General features: G+C 44.7%; 18 protein-coding genes and 2 pseudogenes. 4 read left to right on the forward strand and 16 right to left on the reverse strand.

Annotated features, from left to right (window positions below; genetic code table 11):
* Positions 1–4: 4 nt before the first annotated feature.
* The 3 genes from DXE37_RS11685 to DXE37_RS07815 all read left to right on the forward strand — a co-directional run bounded on the left by DXE37_RS11685 (position 5) and on the right by DXE37_RS07815 (position 1675).
* Positions 5–247, forward strand: a complete 243-nt coding sequence (locus DXE37_RS11685; RefSeq protein WP_197713172.1) for a transglutaminase N-terminal domain-containing protein — start codon at positions 5–7, stop codon at positions 245–247.
* Positions 248–312: 65 nt separating this feature from the next.
* Positions 313–891, forward strand: a complete 579-nt coding sequence (locus DXE37_RS11690) for a transglutaminase-like domain-containing protein (RefSeq protein WP_197713173.1) — start codon at positions 313–315, stop codon at positions 889–891.
* A gap of 16 nt (positions 892–907) precedes the next feature.
* A complete protein-coding gene (locus DXE37_RS07815; RefSeq protein WP_197713174.1) occupies positions 908–1675 on the forward strand; it encodes a peptidase in 768 nt (255 codons plus the stop codon).
* Between the two features lie 161 nt (positions 1676–1836).
* On the opposite strand, the pseudogene ppsA reads toward DXE37_RS07815, so the two are convergent.
* Positions 1837–4241, reverse strand: a pseudogene (gene ppsA / locus DXE37_RS07820) (phosphoenolpyruvate synthase).
* 106 nt (positions 4242–4347) lie between these two features.
* Here ppsA and ppsR point away from each other — a divergent pair.
* Positions 4348–5176: pseudogene (ppsR, locus tag DXE37_RS07825) on the forward strand (posphoenolpyruvate synthetase regulatory kinase/phosphorylase PpsR).
* A 22-nt stretch (positions 5177–5198) separates the two neighbouring features.
* On the opposite strand, the gene DXE37_RS07830 reads toward ppsR, so the two are convergent.
* The 15 genes from DXE37_RS07830 to pyrH all read right to left on the reverse strand — a co-directional run bounded on the left by DXE37_RS07830 (position 5199) and on the right by pyrH (position 20164).
* A complete protein-coding gene (locus DXE37_RS07830) occupies positions 5199–6548 on the reverse strand; it encodes a bifunctional diguanylate cyclase/phosphodiesterase (RefSeq protein WP_114637093.1) in 1350 nt (449 codons plus the stop codon).
* A 451-nt stretch (positions 6549–6999) separates the two neighbouring features.
* Positions 7000–7824 (reverse strand): TrmH family RNA methyltransferase, encoded by an 825-nt coding sequence (locus tag DXE37_RS07835; protein WP_114637094.1) that lies wholly within the window; start codon positions 7822–7824, stop codon positions 7000–7002.
* A 3-nt stretch (positions 7825–7827) separates the two neighbouring features.
* Complete coding sequence (gene rnhB / locus DXE37_RS07840) at positions 7828–8421, reverse strand: ribonuclease HII (protein ID WP_174221036.1); 594 nt, start codon at positions 8419–8421, stop codon at positions 7828–7830.
* Positions 8418–9620: a lipid-A-disaccharide synthase gene (lpxB, locus tag DXE37_RS07845; RefSeq protein WP_231971273.1), complete on the reverse strand. Its 1203-nt coding sequence runs from the start codon at positions 9618–9620 to the stop codon at positions 8418–8420. Before lpxB ends, rnhB begins: the two co-directional genes overlap by 4 nt.
* Before the next feature lie 10 nt (positions 9621–9630).
* Positions 9631–10431: an acyl-ACP--UDP-N-acetylglucosamine O-acyltransferase gene (gene lpxA, locus DXE37_RS07850; RefSeq protein ID WP_114637097.1), complete on the reverse strand. Its 801-nt coding sequence runs from the start codon at positions 10429–10431 to the stop codon at positions 9631–9633.
* A complete protein-coding gene (gene fabZ, locus DXE37_RS07855) occupies positions 10431–10901 on the reverse strand; it encodes a 3-hydroxyacyl-ACP dehydratase FabZ (RefSeq protein WP_114637098.1) in 471 nt (156 codons plus the stop codon). Before fabZ ends, lpxA begins: the two co-directional genes overlap by 1 nt.
* Before the next feature lie 46 nt (positions 10902–10947).
* Positions 10948–12015 carry a UDP-3-O-(3-hydroxymyristoyl)glucosamine N-acyltransferase gene (gene lpxD / locus DXE37_RS07860; protein ID WP_114637099.1) on the reverse strand — a complete coding sequence of 356 codons (1068 nt, stop codon included), beginning with the start codon at positions 12013–12015 and terminating at the stop codon, positions 10948–10950.
* A gap of 5 nt (positions 12016–12020) precedes the next feature.
* Complete coding sequence (locus DXE37_RS07865; RefSeq protein WP_114637570.1) at positions 12021–12548, reverse strand: OmpH/Skp family outer membrane protein; 528 nt, start codon at positions 12546–12548, stop codon at positions 12021–12023.
* 18 nt (positions 12549–12566) lie between these two features.
* On the reverse strand, positions 12567–14873 hold the full coding sequence (bamA, locus tag DXE37_RS07870; RefSeq protein WP_415067144.1) for an outer membrane protein assembly factor BamA: 2307 nt from the start codon (positions 14871–14873) through the stop codon (positions 12567–12569).
* Between the two features lie 38 nt (positions 14874–14911).
* Positions 14912–16045, reverse strand: a complete 1134-nt coding sequence (locus DXE37_RS07875) for a M50 family metallopeptidase (protein ID WP_114637101.1) — start codon at positions 16043–16045, stop codon at positions 14912–14914.
* On the reverse strand, positions 16033–17223 hold the full coding sequence (ispC, locus tag DXE37_RS07880; protein WP_197713229.1) for a 1-deoxy-D-xylulose-5-phosphate reductoisomerase: 1191 nt from the start codon (positions 17221–17223) through the stop codon (positions 16033–16035). The genes DXE37_RS07875 and ispC overlap by 13 nt, the downstream gene beginning before the upstream one ends.
* A 5-nt stretch (positions 17224–17228) precedes the next feature.
* A complete protein-coding gene (locus DXE37_RS07885; protein ID WP_331852146.1) occupies positions 17229–18095 on the reverse strand; it encodes a phosphatidate cytidylyltransferase in 867 nt (288 codons plus the stop codon).
* Positions 18085–18858 carry a polyprenyl diphosphate synthase gene (gene uppS, locus DXE37_RS07890; protein ID WP_114637103.1) on the reverse strand — a complete coding sequence of 258 codons (774 nt, stop codon included), beginning with the start codon at positions 18856–18858 and terminating at the stop codon, positions 18085–18087. Before uppS ends, DXE37_RS07885 begins: the two co-directional genes overlap by 11 nt.
* A gap of 23 nt (positions 18859–18881) precedes the next feature.
* Positions 18882–19442 (reverse strand): ribosome recycling factor, encoded by a 561-nt coding sequence (gene frr / locus DXE37_RS07895; RefSeq protein ID WP_114637104.1) that lies wholly within the window; start codon positions 19440–19442, stop codon positions 18882–18884.
* 11 nt (positions 19443–19453) lie between these two features.
* The gene (gene pyrH / locus DXE37_RS07900) at positions 19454–20164 is read right to left on the reverse strand and encodes a UMP kinase (RefSeq protein ID WP_114637105.1); all 711 of its coding nucleotides are present in this window, start codon (positions 20162–20164) and stop codon (positions 19454–19456) included.
* Positions 20165–20267 lie beyond the last annotated feature (103 nt).

Genomic DNA, 20267 nt, shown 5'->3' on the forward strand with positions numbered 1-20267 from the left:
CTATATGCATCTTAAAATTCGCCATCGTACGGAATACCGCTATGAAACTCCAGTGCGTTATTCCATTCAAGAATTACGCTTAACACCTCCAACAACTGCGGGGCAGCAAATCGATAAGTGGCGAATTAGCACCCCGGTCAAGGCATCTAGCTTAATAGATACTTTTGGCAATGTCTGCAGCGTATTTGTACAAGAAAGTCCTTATACCTCGATGATGATCGAGGCTGAAGGTGAATTACATACGTAAGATGCCTTTGAGTTCATTGATGACGCCAAAGCAGTCCACCTTATTACCTTTTGCAGCAAACTAATTTGACCGAACCTACAGAGGAGAGGTTGGAATACTTCTCCTATAGTCTGCCCAAGAAAAATTCTGTTGATCAAGTGCTTAAATTCGCCGAGGCCGCTCAAGGCTTGATTGTCTACTCTCCAGGCCAAACCAACTTTGCCACTACAGTTGCGCAATCTTTTGCCATGAAATCTGGTGTTTGCCAAGATCATGCCCACATTATGCTCAGCTTATGTCGCGCAACTGGCATTCCTGCGCGCTACGTGAGCGGCTACTTTTTCGCTGAAGAATCGCCTAATTTAGCTAGCCACGCATGGATCGATTTTTGTAGCGACATCGATCAAGGCATTTGGACCAGCGTGGATATTACCCATGCTTGCTTAATTGATTCTCGTCATATCCGCTTGGCTATTGGGCGAGATTACTATTCAGCAGCACCCGTGAAGGGCGTACGCTCGGGTGGCGGGGGGGGGGTGAAGAGCTTACTGCGAACATTTCCATTCAACAGTTGCCATAGCAACCCTCTTAGACAATTAAGGGATAATTCCAAGAAATTATTAAGAGGGTCAGTGTATGACGTATTGTGTTGGTCTTTGCTTTAAAGACAGTCTGGTTTTCTTGTCTGACACTTGGACAAATGCTAGTGTAGACCAAATTGGCACCTTTAGAAAAATGACCTTATTTCAAAATAAGGATCGCTCCTTTGCTCTCATGAGCGCTGGCAATCTTGCTATCACGCAGTCTGTTAAAGAAATTCTGCTTCAGGGTCAAGCCTTCAAGGGCAGGAATCTGTGGACTGCTAAAAACTCATATGAAGCCGCGGTTGTTGTCGGTAACGCCATCAAACAAGTTTTTGAACGTGATCATGCGGCTCTTGAAAAGGCGGGGCTCGACTTTAATTGCAATATGATTTTCGGTGGCCAAGTAAAAGGTGAAAAGCCACGCCTATTTAACATTTATTCCGCTGGAAACTTTATTGAATCCACTCCAGAAACTTGTTATTTCCAAATTGGAGAATCCAAATACGGCAAACCCATTTTGGATCGAGTGCTTAACTTTACAACCCCACTAAATCTAGCAACTAAATGCGCACTCATCTCGATGGACTCAACCTTAAAAAGTAATATTTCAGTTGGCTTGCCTCTGGATATGCTCGTTTATGAAAACAACTCTCTAAAGGCTACAAAACTAGTTACTCTTGATGATGCGAATCCTTATTTTGCGATGATTCATCAATCGTGGGGAGAGAGGTTGCGAGAGGCTTTTAATTCGATTGCTGAAACCCAGCTGGAGTGGCGCTCAAAAATCCAGCGACATCTCCCATTCCCGCTAAGAAAATGGGTGCTGTACCAATCAATCTTCCCCATCCAAAAAGCAGGCGGTTAAATCCCCCGCAGCCACTAAAACAAGCAAGCCAGTAAAGAAAATTGTTAGTAAAAAGTCGACTTCCAAGAAAAAGTAAGCGACACAGTTAACTTGCACATCTGAGTTCCAAACTAAAAAGGCCTAGAAAAATCTAGGCCTTTTTAGTTTTACGAATTGTTAAATTAGGCTTTGAGATTCTTGCCTAACATTTCCCAGGTAGTCACTACGCTATCTGGATTTAATGAGATTGAGGTAATACCCTTCTCCACTAGCCAACGAGCGAAGTCTGGATGATCTGAAGGGCCTTGACCACAAATACCAACGTATTTATTTTGTTTGCGGCAGGCATCAATTGAACGAGCAATCATAAATTCCACTGCTGGATCACGCTCATCAAAGTCAATGGCCAACAATTCCATACCGGAGTCACGATCTAGACCCAAAGTTAATTGGGTCATATCGTTAGAGCCAATAGAGAATCCGTCGAAATACTCTAGGAACCGGTCAGCCAAGATTGCATTTGAAGGAATCTCGCACATCATGATCAAACGCAGGCCATTAACGCCACGCTTGAGACCAAACTTTTCCATCATGTTGATAACGCGTTCAACTTGCTTGATCGTACGCACAAACGGAACCATGATTTCCACGTTATCCAAGCCCATATCTTCACGTACGCGCTTCATTGCTGCACACTCTAGGGCAAAAACTTCGCCGAAGTCTTCTGACACATAACGTGAGGCACCGCGGAAACCCAGCATTGGGTTTTCTTCATCGGGTTCATAACGTGATCCACCAATCAACTTCTTGTACTCATTGGATTTGAAGTCTGACAAACGAACAATGACCGGTTTTGGATAGAAAGCCGCTGCAATAGTGGCTACACCCTCAACCAATTTGTCTTCATAGAACTGACGTGGGCCAGCGTAGCCACGAGCAACACTCTCCACTGCACGTTTAAGATCAGGGTCAATGTTTGGATACTCCAAAACTGCGCGAGGGTGAACGCCAATGTAGTTATTGATAATGAACTCAAGGCGGGCCAAGCCTACGCCCGCATTTGGGATCTGGCAGAAATCAAATGCTAATTGAGGATTACCAATATTCATGGTGATCTTCACTGGAATCTCGGGCAATACGCCACGAGATACCTCTGTTACCTCTGTCTCGATCAAGCCATCATAGATATGACCTTCATCTCCTTCGGCACAGGAAACAGTCACCATCATGCCGTCTTGCAAATGCTCTGTAGCGTCGCCACAACCAACCACTGCAGGCACGCCGAGCTCACGCGCAATAATCGCCGCATGGCAAGTACGTCCTCCACGATTAGTCACAATCGCAGAAGCACGTTTCATTACCGGCTCCCAGTTTGGATCAGTCATATCAGCAACTAATACATCACCAGGCTGAACTCGATCCATTTCGCTTGGATCGCGAATGATGCGTACAGGGCCTGCGCCAATCTTTTGCCCAATAGCACGTCCTTTTGCCAACACTTTAGAGCTACCTTTGAGTTTGTAGCGCATCTCGACTTGACCGGCCGCCTGACTCTTCACAGTCTCAGGACGCGCTTGAAGGATGTAAATACGGCCATCTTGACCGTCTTTGCCCCGCTCAATATCCATGGACGACCGTAGTGCTTCTCGATGATCATGGCGTATTTAGCCAACTCAGTAATGCCTGCATCCTCTAAAGAGAAACGGTTACGTTTCTCTGGGGATACATCAACAGTCTGTACTTTTTCCGCAGAGCCTTTAGGTGCAAATTGCATCTGAATTAACTTCGAACCTAAAGAGCGACGAATGATCGCTTTTTTACCTTGCACTAAGGTGGTTTTGAAAACATAAAACTCATCTGGATTTACGGCACCTTGAACAACGGTCTCGCCCAAGCCATAGCTTGATGTAATGAACACTACATCCTCAAATCCTGACTCAGCGTCTAATGTAAACATGACGCCAGCAGCACCAAGGTCGGAGCGAACCATTCGCTGAATACCAGCAGATAAGGCTACTTCAGCATGGGCAAAGCCCTTATGAACGCGATAAGAGATAGCGCGATCGTTGTAAAGAGATGCAAATACCTCACGAATCTTCTTGAGAACATCATCAATACCTTCAACGTTCAAGAAAGTTTCTTGTTGACCGGCAAATGACGCGTCTGGCAAGTCTTCAGCGGTGGCTGATGAACGCACAGCAAAAGAGCCTTTACCTGAATCATCCAAAACAGCAAATGCTTTACGGATTTCTTCATCAAGCTTACGCTGAAATGGCGCTGTTTCAATCCAATGACGAATCTCCGCACCAGCTTCCGCTAACGCACGAACATCATCAATATTCAAGCCATCCAAACGTTGTTGAATAAGCTCAGTCAAATTGTTGTGCTTCAGAAAATCACGAAATGCCAATGCCGTAGTAACAAATCCAGTTGGCACACGTATCCCGGTTGAAGCTAATTGAGAAATCATTTCGCCTAAGGAAGCATTCTTACCGCCGACTGACTCAACATCTGTCATGCGAAGTTGCTCAAAAGGTAAAACATAGGCATCAACCATACTGCTATTTTGTCGCTGTTGGTTGGACATAAAATACTCTCAAAAGATAAGGAAACTGGTCTAGCGGCCACCCTAAATGGGGCATGCTTTAATATGATCCTATTGTAGTGCTGACCCTGACTTTTAAGCTAAATCCATGTCTAACGAAACCCGTATTATTTTTATTGTCTCCGACGGCACCGGCATTACGGCCGAGAACTTCAGCCAGTCAAGTTTGACCCAATTTGAGGCCACTTTTAGGCATATTCGGGTGCCTTTTGTGGATAGCCGTAGATAAAGCTCATGATGCTGTCAGCAGTATCAATCAGGCGGCTAGCAAATATGGGGTGCAACCCATTGTTTTCACCACTTTAGTGAATTCTGAGCTCAATTCGATTGTTGGCAAAGCAAATGGCCTTATCCTCGATATGTTCCAGACTTTTGTGGCCCCATTAGAAGCGGCTTTAGACATGAAATCTACTCATGCCATGAACCGCCTGCACCATAACGCCGATACCGAGGCCTATAAAAATCGCATAGAAGCTATTAACCACTCTTTAGCCCATGATGATGGCCAATCTAATCAAAACCTGGCTGAAGCTGATGTCATTCTAATTGGCATTTCCCGAGTGGGGAAAACGCCAACTAGCCTCTATTTAGCAATGCAGTACGGACTTAAGGCAGCGAACTACCCACTGATTCCTGAAGACTTTGAGCGTGGTCAACTTCCAAAAGACTTGGTACCCTATCGCCATAAAATTTTTGGCCTCATGATTGATGCCGAGCGACTCTCAGAGATACGTAATGAAAGGCGCCCTGGTAGTAATTATGCGAAGCTAGAAAACTGCCGCTACGAAATCAATGAAGCGACAGCAATGATGAAAAAACAATCAATTCCATGGGCACTCACCACCAACAAATCAATTGAAGAGATTGCCACCACCGTATTGCAAGCCATTAAATCAGACAAAACTATTTTGGGTTAGAGCTCTAGCTGCCGCAATAGTGTTAACTCGAAAAAACGATTTGATTTCTACCGCTGGTTTTAGCCTTATACATAGCTTCATCTGCGCGTCTCATTAACTCTACCCCGTCTTCTCCATGCATTGGATGTAAAGCAATTCCAATGCTCGCGCTTGAAGTCAACTCATTACCCTCATAACTCACTGGCTTCATCAGTGATTGCCGAATATTTTCTGCTATTTGCAAGACATGAGCCTCAGTATCAGAACCTAGCAATAAGACTACAAACTCATCCCCACCAATACGTCCAACGGTATCCGATACACGCACACTCGCCTTTAATCTCTTGGCAACCTCTATAAGTAACGCATCACCAGCATCATGGCTATAGGCGTCATTGATTGTTTTGAGATTATCAAGATCAATAAATAAATTTGCTAAATTTGTTTTGTTATGCTTAGCCTGATTGATGGCCTGACTAAAGCGATCAAAGAATAGGCCTTTATTTGGTAGACCAGTCAAAATATCGTGGTTTGCACGATGGTAATGCTCTTCTACACCTTTACTATATGACCCCAACAAATAATAGGTGCCAACAATCAACGCAATTAAGCTGAGCGTGGTAGCTACCAATACACCAATAGCATTCTTGTACCAATTAGATAGATATACTGATTCTGGAAGCGTAGCACCAACGATAAAGGGATAGCCATTAACCCTTTTATAAGAGAGCATTCTGGTGATACCCACCTCACCAGGATTAGTAAATGCCGCATTAGATGAAAATACGACACCATTTTTGAGATCAGCATGCGCTAATGATTGCTCAATCAATCCCAAAGAATTAACCTGTCCAATTTGTTTAGTCACTAAGGGCCAACGTGTAAGCAATGTATTGTCACTTCGGTACAAAATAATAGAGGCGCCATCACCCAAGCTAGAGCTCACGCCCTTATAGAAGTTAGAAATCATCTCAACTGAAACGCCAATGAGTACTAGGCTCAAAAATTCATGTTTGCTGCCATTAATCCGTTTAGCAAGATAAAAAACCCATTTACCTGTCTCTTTATTTTGTACAGGGACGCTATAGAACGTCGATACATCATCATCGGTGACGCTTAGATATTTAAAGCAATCCCTATCCTTCAAGTTGATATCTGGCGGCGGATACTCCCTTGAAAAATTCAGAACCTTTCCATCAGAGCCCACAAATGTACTGACATCCAATATGGGATTTGTTCCAGCTTTCTCTTTTAAAGCTTCATATAAATCTTTTTTAGAGGCGAACTCTCGAAAACTCTTTTCATTTTTAATGTGAGCCAATTCGATCACATCGTAAATGCTATCCAACGCAGTATTAGCCGAAAATATAGTTTGAGCAGTATGCTCAGCCAAGACAGATGACAGATTTGATAGTTGCGCTAAACGATCCTCGACACTACTCTTGCAAAGCAGCTAAATAGAAACAAAAGCGTTGCCGATCAAGACGATCGCAAGGCCAATCGAGATAGGTTTAATAATACGAAGGTTGCGCTTCGCAGCGCCAAAGGATTCAAGAACAACCATTATGTATTTTGGCCGTTCTCTGTAAAAAATCCATTGAATTGTTCTTTTGCAAAGACCATAAACATCTTATAAGTTGCCTTTACAAAGATAAGTGTTGTTGAAGCTATCTTAGCTACTTCTAAAAAATTGTTTTTGACTTAAAACAAGGAGGTTTATGAAACTCGCTAGGATTCTTCATTATTGATAATTTTAAATTATTTAATCATTTTATGAGCATTCCTGCACTGCCAAGTGCTAGGCCTTTGATAAATAAAGCTTTTATTAGGGATAGGAGATGAGATTAAATACGTCTAATCCGCATAGTCTCAAAAAGGCATACCGCAGCAGCCGTTGAAACATTCAAGGACTCTACTCTTGGGTCAATAGGGATGGAGACACCCTTGGCTTGCGCAAAGAGCTCTTCAGAAACGCCCCGCCCTTCGCTGCCCATTACCCATGCAACAGGATGAAAGAGCTCTTTTTTTAAAGTGTAAAGATCTTGCTCTGCATCTGCAGTTGCCGATAATAAGGATGCAGTTACAGCACTTAATACTTGCTGGTTAGACCAACCTTCGTATAAATCTAGAAGACGATGCGCTCCCATACCCGCGCGCAACACTTTGTTTGACCACAAATGTGCGCACCCTGACAAAGCAATGACTTGGGTGAAACCCGCGGCGGCGGCTGTGCGCAAGATAGAACCTACATTACCTGCATCTTGTACTCGATCCAATATCACCACATCACCATCTAATGTTGCAATAGATTGCGGGGGAGAGATTATTGATTTTGGAAGATTCAACAAACCAGCGAGATGTGGTGCATTGACTAAATCGCTCAATAAATCCCAGAGAGCGCTATCTAGCTGATATACCTTAGTCTCGGGGCAAACATCCAAATGCTCATAGACCGCTTGGGAAATCTCTAAATTCTTAAGCCCCATTTCAGAGGTGAAGAGAGTTTTTAGGGCTGGATCACCTACCCAAGTTTGCACAAGATGAATCCCCTCTAATAATGCATGACCACTGGCTAACCTAGCCTTCTGCCCCTTCGAACCAGTAGTTTGTAGATTACGAATCTCTTTAAATAAAGGATTCTCTTTGGAGGTAATGAGATCGAAGTTCATAGCTTAATTTGCAATGGATTCCAATACCTTACGAACTGGTGAAAAACTACGTCGATGTTGATCGCACGCACCATATTGCTGGAGAGCTGCAAAATGGGCTTCTGTTGGATAACCCATATGTTGTGCAAACCTATACTCGGGATGACGTTCATGCAAAGCCACCATCTGACGATCGCGCGTCACTTTAGCAATAATAGAAGCCGCAGAAATCGCTGGTTCTTTCGCATCGCCCTTCACAATTGCCTCCGCCGAAATTGGCAACTCTGGGCAGCGATTGCCATCAATCAATGCTTTCTCAGGCCAAGCACCCATACGAATGGTGAGATCTTCAATGGCACGGCGCATAGCCAGCATGGTAGCCTGAAGAATATTGATCTCATCAATCTCAGCAGGGCTTGCCTCACCAATACCCCAGGCTTTCGACCTCTCCAAGATCTGCTGGTAGAGAAATTCACGTCGAGCAGCGGTCAATTTCTTGGAGTCTTTTAATCCTTCAATCGGATTATTGGGATCAAGCACTACAGCACCAGCGACCACTGCGCCAACCAATGGTCCGCACCCCGCTTCATCCACACCGCAGACCCAAATCATCTTCATATCGATTGGGACTTGCGATGGTTTGCGATCGTCTGAGCGACTGCTTGTGCTACCAGCAAACCTGTGGGACGCCGCAGAGTTTCATGCATATGAGAGAAACGCTCTTTCAATGCGGCAACTTTGGTTGGATGCTCCAACCAATCTAGTACAGCATTTGCTAATTTTTCAGGAGTAGCGTCATCTTGCAATAGTTCTGGCACAACAAACCCCCCGCATAAGATATTCGGCAGACCGACATAAGGTAAATAACCTTGCCGCTTCATGATTTGCGCGGTTAACCAGGGCACCTTATATGAAATCACCATGGGCTTTTTCCATAAGGCAGCTTGCAAAGTCGCTGTTCCGCTCGCAATCAAGACCACATCAGATGCCTCCAACACTTCATCGGCCATCCCGTCAAGCAAGTGAATCTGAATATCTGGATTCGCATCCTTAGTCTTAAGCAAAAGCTGTTCAAGCGGCTCGCGCAATCGGGGGGTTGCTACCGGAATTAAAAAATGAAGCTTTTGACCTTTTAATCTCTCACTCAATAACTGCATGGCTTCAAAAAAAACTGGGGCAATCAGCTCAATTTCAGAACCACGACTACCAGGGAGTACTGCTACTAGGATTCCATCAAGCGATGCGGCATCTAAATGGAGGGTCTTGGCAATGATTTTTCTTGCGCTAGCAGTATTAGGCTCTAGCGGAATATCGCTTGCTAAAAGATGCCCCACATAAGTGGATGCCACCCCTACACGATCATAGATTTCAGTTTCAAAAGGAAATATGCACAGCATACGCTCTACTGCTTGAGCGATCTTCTTAATGCGCCCTGCCCTCCAAGCCCAAATAGATGGCGACACCAAATGTAAAGTTGGAATACCGGCTTTACGCAATTGCAGCTCAACACCTAAATTAAAGTCCGGAGCATCAATGCCCAAATAGACATCGGGTCGCCCCTCATTGAGAAGATGATGGATAAGCTCTTTGCGTAAACTCAAAATAGCAGGAAGCTGTTTAATGGCTTCAACATAACCGCGTACGCTCAATGTTTCCATTGGCCAATCGGAGCGCATACCTTCTGCCTGCATGCGTGGGCCACCAATACCATACACCTCAAGCCCAGACATATTTGGACTCTGATTAAGCGCACTCAGCACTGGTGCAGCCAGCAAATCACCAGAAGGTTCGCCTGCTACACAAGCTAACTTTGGCAAAGTAGTTCCGTTACCGAATGATGCCGCGGCGCGTTGAAGCGGCAATGAAGTCGTGAAACTGTGCGAGCTTCTCAGCAGTAGCAGCATCATCAGCAGATGCAACAACCATCTTCTGAATTTCTACTTTAGCGTCTTTAAAACTCAGTCCGTCCTTATAGAGAACTTTATATGCTTGACGTAATGCCGAGATGGTCTCGCTTGAAAAACCTCGACGCTTTAAGCCCTCAACATTGATGCCATGAGGCGAAGCTCTATCCCCAGTAGCAATCACAAAGGGAGGAATATTTTGTCCTAACGCAGATGCACCGCCCAACATCGCATGCTGACCAATTCGAACAAACTGATGTACGCCAGACATACCGCCCACAATGGCCCAATCCCCTACCTGGACATGCCCAGCTATTTGCGCGTTGCTGGAGAAAATGGTGTGATTACCGACTTGGCAATCGTGGGCAATATGCACATACGCCATAATCCAGTTGTCGTTTCCAATCCGAGTAATGCCTTCATCCTGTGATGTGCCAGTATGGATCGTTGTGAATTCTCGAACGGTATTACGATCGCCAATAATTAATTGGGTTAGCTCGCCGCGGTATTTCATATCTTGTGGAGGACCACCAATAGCAGCAAAGTGGGCAAAGTGGTTCTCTTTACCAATAGTGGTGTAGCCTTCAATAACAGTATGCGAGCCTACTTTTGTACCTGCACCAATCTTTACATTAGGACCAATTACGGAATATGGCCCTACTTCAACATCACTAGCTAGCTCAGCCTTACCGTCTACCACAGCAGATGCATGAATCCGAGTCATTACGCGCCTTTCGTACGTACCGCACAAGTGATATTAGCTTCAGCTGCGATCTCGCCATCGACTGTTGCTTGAACAGAGGACTTATATATACCAGCACGACCGCGCTCTAACTTAGCCGTCATGATCAACTGATCTCCTGGTAATACCGGCTTCTTAAACCGGGCCCCATCAATACCAGCGAAGTAGCAAATAGCATCTTCCGCCCGCTCCTCGGAGAGGATTAATAAAGCTGCGGTTTGAGCCAATGCTTCAATGATCAATACCCCAGGCATCACTGGAAAATCTGGAAAGTGGCCTTGAAAGAAAGGCTCATTCATTGTGACATTTTTTAACGCAGTAATGCTTTCACGCGGAGTAGTAATGCTTTCACGCGGAGTGATTTCCAGCACACGATCAACCAATAAAAATGGATAACGATGCGGTAGCAATTTAAGAATTTTATGAATATCGATTGCAATTGGTGTGCTCATAAATGACCCGCTAAAAAGTAAAAATGAATTGTAGTTCTACAGAATCCTACGACTCTGTAGATTTGTTTTTATCCAGCAAGCGCAAGCGCTGACGTATTTTATCTAGACCACGCAAAATTGCCGCGTTTTTCGCCCATGCAGCATGGAGCATGGATGGGTAAACACCCGTGAAATGCTGTCCTGGCTCATTAATAGAGCGCATAATCGGGGTATTGCCAGAAACCGTGGTTCTATCAGCAATCGTGAGATGGCCTGCGAAATTTGCCGACCCGCCAATGATGCAGAAATTACCAATTTTGGTACTTCCGGATATACCAGCACATCCAGCGATAACACAACAATTTCCGACAATCACATTGTGTGCAATTTGTACCTGATTATCAATCTTAGTTCCTGCACCAATTACCGTGTCAGTCATTGCTCCACGATCAATCGTGGTAGATGCGCCAATCTCAACATCATTGCCAATGACTACACGGCCAGTCTGAGGAATCTTCACCCATTCTCCGCCAGTCGCAGAAAAATCGGAAGCAAATCCAAAACCATCCGCCCCAATTACAGCGCCACTATGAATAATGCAACGCTCACCTATTTGAGTGTTGTTATAGATTGAGGCCGACGGATAGATCAGCGTATCGCTTCCAATAACACTATCTTGAGCAATACTGGTATTACCCAATATAGAAACGCGCTCACCCAACTTCACTCTCGCCCCAATTTGTACGAAAGGCCCGATATGACATGAAGTCGGAATAATGGCTGTGGGGTCAACTACCGCACTCGGATGCACTCCAGCGGGATAAATTGGGCCACTTGCTTTGGCAAAATGCTGAGCCATCCTAGCAAAGGTAGCATAGGGATTTTTAGAAACAAAATAGGTGCGCTTATTTGAGTTTGCGCCAAGGTTGGCTTGCAAATACTCTAAATCGGCTTGACTAACAATTAACGCTCCGGCGTTACTATTGCTGGCTTGCTGTCTGTAAAGCGGATTGAAAAGGAAGGATATCTGATCGGATTGCGCCCGCTCCAACGGAGCGAGACCTGACAATTCGAGGGAGCTCTCCCCCATCAAACTTGTTTGAAACTGTTCGGCCAGCTCAATGGCGGTCAGCATAAAGCTTACTTCTGGCTATTTAAAGCCTTGATAACATCATCGGTAACATCAGCCTTAGGACTGACATAAGCCGCTTCCTGAACAATGATGTCTATTTTTCTTTGCTCTGCAATTTGCTTTAATACTGCATTCGCTTTTTCAGCAATCTTGGCACGCTCTTCAAAAGTGCGCTGATTTAGATCCTCAGTAAATTCACGTTGTTTGCGTTGAAGTTCACGATCTTGATCTGCCAACTCACGTTGACGACGCACGCGCTCAGCCTCATTCATTACCGCTGCATCGCGATCCAACTTCTCAGCGGCAGACTTAATTTTTTGAGCGCTATCACGCAAATCGTTCTGACGCTTAGTAAATTCATTTTGCAAACGTGTTTGCATTGCCTTAGCAAGGTTGGACTCATTAAATACTTTCTCAGAGTTCACAACGGCAACACGTGTATCAGCATCTTGCGCAAAAACCTGTGGAGCAGAAATCGCTGACACGGCAGCAAAGATGCCAACTTGAATCCATTTATAAGATTGATAAAACTTCATAAAACTTTCCTTAAACAATTAAAACGCTGTACCAACCTGGAACTGTAAGCGCTGGATGTTATCCGTTGGCTGTGACTTATACGGAATACCATAGCTAAACTTCAAAGGCCCAAGCGGCGATATCCATGATAAACCCAATCCATAGGAGTATCTAAGAACTAAATTGATATTCTGCCCAAAGGCGTTACCACCATCCACGAAGGTAAATAAACGCAAGGTTTTATCAGCGCCAGACCCCGGTACCGGGAAGGTGTATTCCACATTGCCCACAATTTTGGACTGGCCGCCAGTTGGCTGATACTCATTAATAGTGGTGTTGTAGTACTGCGGTCCAAGAGACCCTGGTGAATAACCGCGGACAGAACCAATACCGCCGACATAGTAATTCTTAGTAATTGGGGAGGGGTTATTGCCGTAGGCTTGACCGTATCCAACCTCGCCATTAAATGAAAAGATATTGTCCTTAGAGAACGAGTGATACTTTTGGTATTGACCGAAAAGACGATAAAAGGTCATATTGCCCGCCGGCGTACCAGCCTCAGCCGATAACTGCTCTAAGGAGCCGCTAGATGGAATCAACGTGCTATCACGACCATCTCGCGCCCAACCAATCGCAATGGGGACATTATAAGTATTTACAGTACCCGGATATCCTGGAGCTGCAACTCCATAGCTTTGCGCATAAGCCAAATAAGGGACTGGCGTATTGGAGGTTGTCTGGATTTGAAACGCTTCAATTCCAGTACCGAAAAAGACTCTATCAACCTCAGTGTAAGGAACGCCAAATTTTATATTCGAGCCAACTGATTTAATTTGGTAATCGGGATCGCCAACGTAATAGAGTGGTTTTGATGATCTATAAAAAAGGTCTGTAAAGCGACTAATCCCATCCTCTGTGAAATAAGGATCGTAATTTGAGAGCGCTAGATTCTGATTGATCTTACCGATAGAGAAATTTAAACCAATCGACGTACCAGTACCAAAGGCATTGTCCTGGTTGACACCCACAGACAAAATAAGTTTCTCAGTTGAGGAAAAACCAGCACCAAGTGTTATAGCGCCAGTTGGTTTTTCAGTAACCTTTACATTCACATCCACCTGATCCGGGGAGCCAGGAACATCCTCTGTTGTGATATCCGTCTCTGTAAAGTAACCCAAACGGCCCAAGCGCTTTTTAGAAAGCTCGATCTTGTCGCTATCAAACCATGAACTTTCAAACTGGCGCATTTCTCGGCGGATAACAATATCACGCGTCTTAGCATTCCCGGAGATTGCAACCTGACGAACATAAATACGACGGCCTGGATCAACAACCAATGTGAGGTCAACCTCTGCCACGTCTCGGCGAATATCGGGTTGCGGATTAATAGTTGCAAATGCATAACCATAGGAGCCCAAAACCTCGGCAATCGCTTTAGTACTCTCAGTTAGACGAGCGGATGAGAAAGTATCGCCAGCCTTCAAGGTAATCAACTGCTTAAGCTCAGCCTCTTTGCCCAAAGTTTCACCAGCTAAGCGCACATCCTTGACTGTGAATTTTTTACCTTCTCGAATACTTATCGTGAGGTAAATGCCTTTTTTATTGGGGGTAATAGATACTTGTGTTGATTCGATCACGAACTCAAGATAACCACGATTGAGGTAGTAGGAACGAATGGATTCAAGATCAGCAGTGAGTTTTTGTTTTGAATAGAGGTTGTCTTTGCTATACCAAGATAACCAGCCACCCGTCCTTAACTGCATCTCACTTCTCAAATTACTTTCACTGAACTCTTCATTGCCAATAAAATTAATTTCTTGAATTTTGGCAATGGGTCCTTCATCGACATTAAAGTAAACGGCCACTTGATTTCGCTCAAGAGGGGTAACCGTGGCAACAATTTCTGCCGCATACATCCCCTTACCAACGTATGAGCGCTTTAACTCCTGTTCAGCCTTATCAATTAATGCTTTGTCATAAAAACGCGCTTCAGCTACGCCAACCGCTTTTAAAGACTTACGCACCATTTCGGGGTCAAATTCTTTCATGCCCGTAAATTCAATACGAGAAATCGTCGAACGCTCTTCAACAATCACAATCAGAATATTGCCTTGCGCCTGAATCTGAACATCCCTAAAAAAACCAGTGCCGTAGAGCGCTTTAATTGCCTCGGTACCTTTTTCATCGGTAAATGTTTCACCTACCTGCACAGGTAAATAACTAAATACGGTACCAGGTTCGACGCGCTGTAAACCTTCAACACGAATATCTTTCACCACAAAAGAACCTGCTGCCGAGGCATTCAAACTCAATCCCAAAGCAAAAATCGTGAGAGTTTGAGTAATGAAGCGAACAAAAATACGGGAAGAATGTGTCAGAGAATTCAAGGCGAAATATAGCGTTGTAAATCGTTAAACAAGGCCAGTAGTGACATAGAAATCAGCAAAATGAAGCCCACTTTTTGGAGCTGTTCCTGCATTGATATCGTAATCCGCTTACCAGCGACCAACTCCCATGCATCATACAGTAGCTGACCCCCATCAAGCATGGGAAAAGGGAGTAAATTTAGTAAACCAATACTAATACTCATCATTGCTAAAAATGCTAAATACGGCTGCCAGCCTACCCGAGCCGTTTTACCAGCCATATCCGCAATACTCAGGGGTCCCCCCAACTGCTTAAGGGAGGTATTTCCAGTAAATAAGCCCACCATTAACCTAGCAGAAACCTTGGTAATTACCCACACTCGTTTCGAAGCAAATACCACGGCATCTACAGGCCCTAATTTCAGCTCGCCCCACTGGTCGATAGGGGTCAATACAGGCAGAATGCCCAGCGCTAGAATGGGGTCACTTTCAGGGCTAATTTTGGGCAAATCTTTAGCATAAAAGGTCTTTATAAAACTACCACTTGAAGGATTCTGGATATCTAGGGCAAAACCCCTTTCGCCTGTAATCGAATCCATCAAGTTCCAACGCAATGAATTCCAGCTCAGTACAGGCTCAAATTCCCCAAAAGAGGGCATGTCATCTTTTGTAGAGTCCAAATCCAGCCAACCAACCACCCGATCGCCTTGAGTCAACCCTAATCTCGCAGCCACTGAATTTTCGGGTGGGCTTTGTATAAAGGCTGGTAGCTGAGGTGCACCAGTAAGGTAAATAAAAGCAAAGAAGATGATCGCCAATAAAAAATTGGCAAGGGGTCCGGCAGCCACAATCAGAGATCGTTGCCATAGCGGCTTTTGATCGAAAGCCTGGAGTTCTTCAGAGGATGGAATTACTTGCTGGCGGCCTCGACCATCTAATAACTTGACATAACCACCTAATGGGATGGGTGCCAATACCCATTCTGTTTTATTTTGTGCGTGATAGGTAAACAATGGTTTGCCAAAGCCAACCGCAAAACGAAGCACTCGAACCCCGCAACAACGAGCCGCTAAAAAATGTCCGAACTCATGAAAGCTGACCAATACCCCTAGAGCCAATAAAAACGCAGCAAGAGTCACTATTGCTTGCAAAGAATTTCCTTTATAAACTCTCGCGCCAATTGACGAGCGCGCGCATCGACATCCAAAATCAATTCCAGTGAATCCGCCTTCACAAAGGAGGCGGAGTGCAAGACTTTCTCGACGACCACTGGAATTTGTAAGTACGGCAAACCTTCGTCCAAGAAAGCTGCCACGGCAATCTCGTTAGCAGCATTTAAAACTGCCGGCGCAGTATCCCCTGCTTTAGCGGCTGCAAATGCTAAAGAGAGGCAAGGGAAACGCTCAAGATCAGGCTCGGCAAAACTAAGGGCCGCCATCTGAGTCAAACTCAATGGCACTACACCCGCATCGATCCGCTCTGGCCATGCCAAACCGTAGGCAATCGGAGTTCGCATATCCGGTTGACCCAATTGAGCCAACACTGAGCCATCCCGATAACGCACCATCGAATGTACAACGCTTTGTGGATGAATCAATACTTTGATTTTTTCTAACGGCAACCCAAACAACCAAAATGCCTCGATAACCTCAAGACCTTTATTCATCATCGTTGCAGAATCAACCGATATTTTTCTGCCCATTACCCAATTTGGGTGCGCGCACGCCTGTGCCGGAGTAATACTTTCTAGCTGTTCTAAAGGCGTGTTTCTAAATGGCCCTCCCGAAGCCGTTAACCATAGCTCCTCGACACCTAGACTTGAATTAGCATCTGTAGAAAATTGACTTGATAGACACTGAAAGATTGCATTATGTTCGCTATCAATTGGTAGAAGCTCGCCACCACCTTGCTTCATAGCCTGCATAAATAAATCACCCGACATTACTAGGGCCTCTTTATTTGCTAGCAATACTCTTTTACCAGCTTGCGCAGCAGCTAATGCTGAAACCAATCCTGCTGCCCCAACAATAGCAGCCATTACAGTATCACAACCTGATTCGGTAACAGCAGTAACAAGGGCTTGAGAGCCACATAAGACTTCAGTATTGATTTTTTTCTCAAGCAAAAGCTTGCTTAAACGAAGTGCGCCATCTGGATCGGCTACAACTGCAATAGAAGGTTTAAATTCAGCACACTGCTCTGTCAGCAAGTCAACTTGCTTTGCCGCAGTTAGAGCAACAACCTTAAAGCGATTCGGATGTGCCCGAACGACATTCAATGTATTGACACCAATTGATCCGGTTGAGCCTAAGATGGCTACATGCTTCATTGACATTACACAAATCCTGCTAACAAAGCTGCGATTGGCATCGTCGGAATTAATGCATCAACTCGATCCAATACCCCACCATGACCTGGCAGTAGATGGCTAGAGTCTTTAACGCCCGTCAAACGCTTAAGCTGAGACTCAAACAAATCCCCAAAAATACTGAAGGCGGTTAATACCGTCACCATCATAAACATAGGGACCCAACCAAAACGAATTGCCCATGCACCAAATAAAGTGGATTCAAAAGATAGAAAGTAAACGCATGCAAACGCGTAAATATAACAAAGTATTAGGCCACCAATCGCGCCCTCAATCGATTTGCCTGGACTAATTTGCACCGCAAGCTTACGCTTGCCAAATGCTTTTCCGACAAAATAGGCGCCAATATCCGCAACCCACACTAAAGCCATAGTAGTGAGCAAAAATATCAGGCCAAGTTCACACAAGAGCACTAAAGCAAACCAAGTGGCGGGCAACAAAATCAAGCCGAGCACTACATAAAAGGGGCGAAGCTTTTGCAAAGAAAGATTCATTCCCTTTGTCAAAATAAATGGTGCCAAAAAGAACCAGAATAAGACTGCTAATAGCAATAAAGCAAACTGCCACGAGACATTTTGCATGCCGAGTAAAAACAAAATAATGACAAGGCAAAACAAAGCATACATCCAAGCAGCCCGCTCAGCACCTGGAGTCAGCAAGCGACTCCACTCCCAAGCGGCAGCTAATAATGCAACCAAAAAGAATCCCCCTATATAAATTGGGGGCAGCAAAAATAATATCGGCAACAATACCGCCAAGAGAACTAGAGCGGTAATGACTCGGGTTTTTAGCATTGGAAAATGAGCCTGGTGATGAACCGCTTCAAACTGCATCACTCATGACTTGAAATGCAAGCTGAGCACTAGTGCGGCCAAAACGACGCTCGCGCTGACTAAAACAGTCAAACGCCTTGTGTAATTCTTTCTCATCAAAGTCAGGCCACAAGACATCGGTGAAATACAACTCGGTATAAGCCAGTTGCCACAATAAAAAATTGCTTACACGCTGCTCACCACCAGTACGGATAAATAAGTCTGGCTCTGGAGCGTAAGCCATTGAGAGGTGTGGTTGCAATATCTCTTCAGTAACTTGTTCTGGCTTTAAATGAGGGTTGGCAGCAAGGCATTGACGCATTGCTTGCAAGATATCCCAGCGACCACCATAGTTTGCGGCAATCGTAAACGTGAGTGCCTTGCAGTCAGACGTCTTTTGTTCAGAAAATTTCACCATCTCTTGAATAGCAATATCAAAACGACTTAAATCACCAATTAATCGCAAGGCAATATCGTTTTCAGCCAGACGAGATACTTCACCCTTTAAAGATTTGAGGAAAAGCTTCATCAAGAAACCAACCTCTTCAGGTGGACGACGCCAGTTCTCAGAACTAAATGCAAATACTGTTAAGTACTCGACACCAAGTTTTCGACATTCTTGAACAATTTTACGAACAGCACTTAAACCTTCCGAGTGCCCCGCTACACGCGGCATCATACGCTTGCTAGCCCAACGCCCATTACCATCCATGATGATTGCCACATGACGAGGTAAAGCACTTACCTCAGGTATGGCTAGGGTTGAGCTAGAGTGTTGTGTCATTAGAGACTAAAAATCAAGACGGACTATACCGTCATGATCTCTTTTTCTTTTTCTGCAATGATCTTGTCAATATCAATAACCGCTTTATCGGTCATCTTCTGAATCTCATCGGTAGCGCGACGTTCATCATCTTCAGAAATTTCTTTGTCCTTAGTTAAACGCTTGAGATGTTCATTGGCGTCACGGCGCAAATTTCTTACAGCGATCTTAGTATCTTCACCTTCACTCTTTACAACCTTGGTTAATTCACGACGTCGCTCTTCGGTTAAAGCAGGCATTGGAACGCAAATCAAAGCACCTTGGGACGCAGGATTTAAACCCAAATCAGAATCACGAATCGCCTTCTCTATCACTGCAACCATCGTCTTTTCAAATGGTTGAACATTGATGGTGCGCGCATCGGCTAAACCCAAGCTGGCAACCTGACTTAATGGCGTTGGATTGCCATAGTAATCCACATGAATATGCTCCAAAATTCCTGGATTAGCTCGTCCAGAGCGAATCTTCGCTAAATTGCTCTTCAAAGCCTCAAGAGACTTTTGCATCTTTTGATCGGTATTCGTTTTAATTTCTGCTGCAGACATCGGGCCTCCTATTAGACATGTACTAAAGTACCTTCTGGTTCGCCTTGCACTACGCGCTTTAAGGCGCCTGGCTTGAGAATCGAAAATACTTTGATGGGCAATTTACGATCACGACACAATGCAAATGCAGTTGCGTCCATGACCTGAAGATTCTTGATTAAAGCTTCACCAAACGTGATAGTTTTATACAAAGTAGCGGTGGGATCTTTTACTGGATCAGCGCTGTAGATGCCATCCACCTTCGTTGCCTTCAGCATGACCTCAACACCCATCTCAGCACCACGCAAAGCAGCAGCTGTATCGGTAGTGAAAAATGGATTACCAGTACCCGCAGCAAAGATCACCACTTTTCCTTCGCCCATCGCCCGTATCGCACGCGGACGAATGTAAGGCTCAACGACTTGATCCATACGCAGGGCCGATTGCACTCGAGCTTCAACCCCTTTTTGACGCAAGGCATCTTGCAGTGCCAAGGAATTCATCATGGTTGCCAACATACCCATGTAATCAGCAGTTGCGCGATCCATACCAGCAGCGCCACCAGCAACTCCACGGAAAATGTTTCCGCCACCAATCACAATCGCTAGCTCTACCCCGCTATTTACAACCTCAGCGATTTCTTTAACCATTGAATCAATGGTGACTGGATTAATGCCGAAAGCATCATCACCCATAAGGGCTTCGCCAGATAATTTTAGGAGGACTCGTTTGTAGGCTGGCATGTTTTTTGTTTTCCGTAATTTACTAAGTAATTAACTTGCTTAGCTTATTGATCTTTAAGCACTTTTTAATATCTCGTGCAAATTATAAAGGGCTTAGTGGGGA

Origin of the sequence: Polynucleobacter necessarius, from assembly GCF_900095205.1 — a bacterium.
Classification (GTDB): Bacteria; Pseudomonadota; Gammaproteobacteria; order Burkholderiales; family Burkholderiaceae; genus Polynucleobacter; species Polynucleobacter necessarius_E.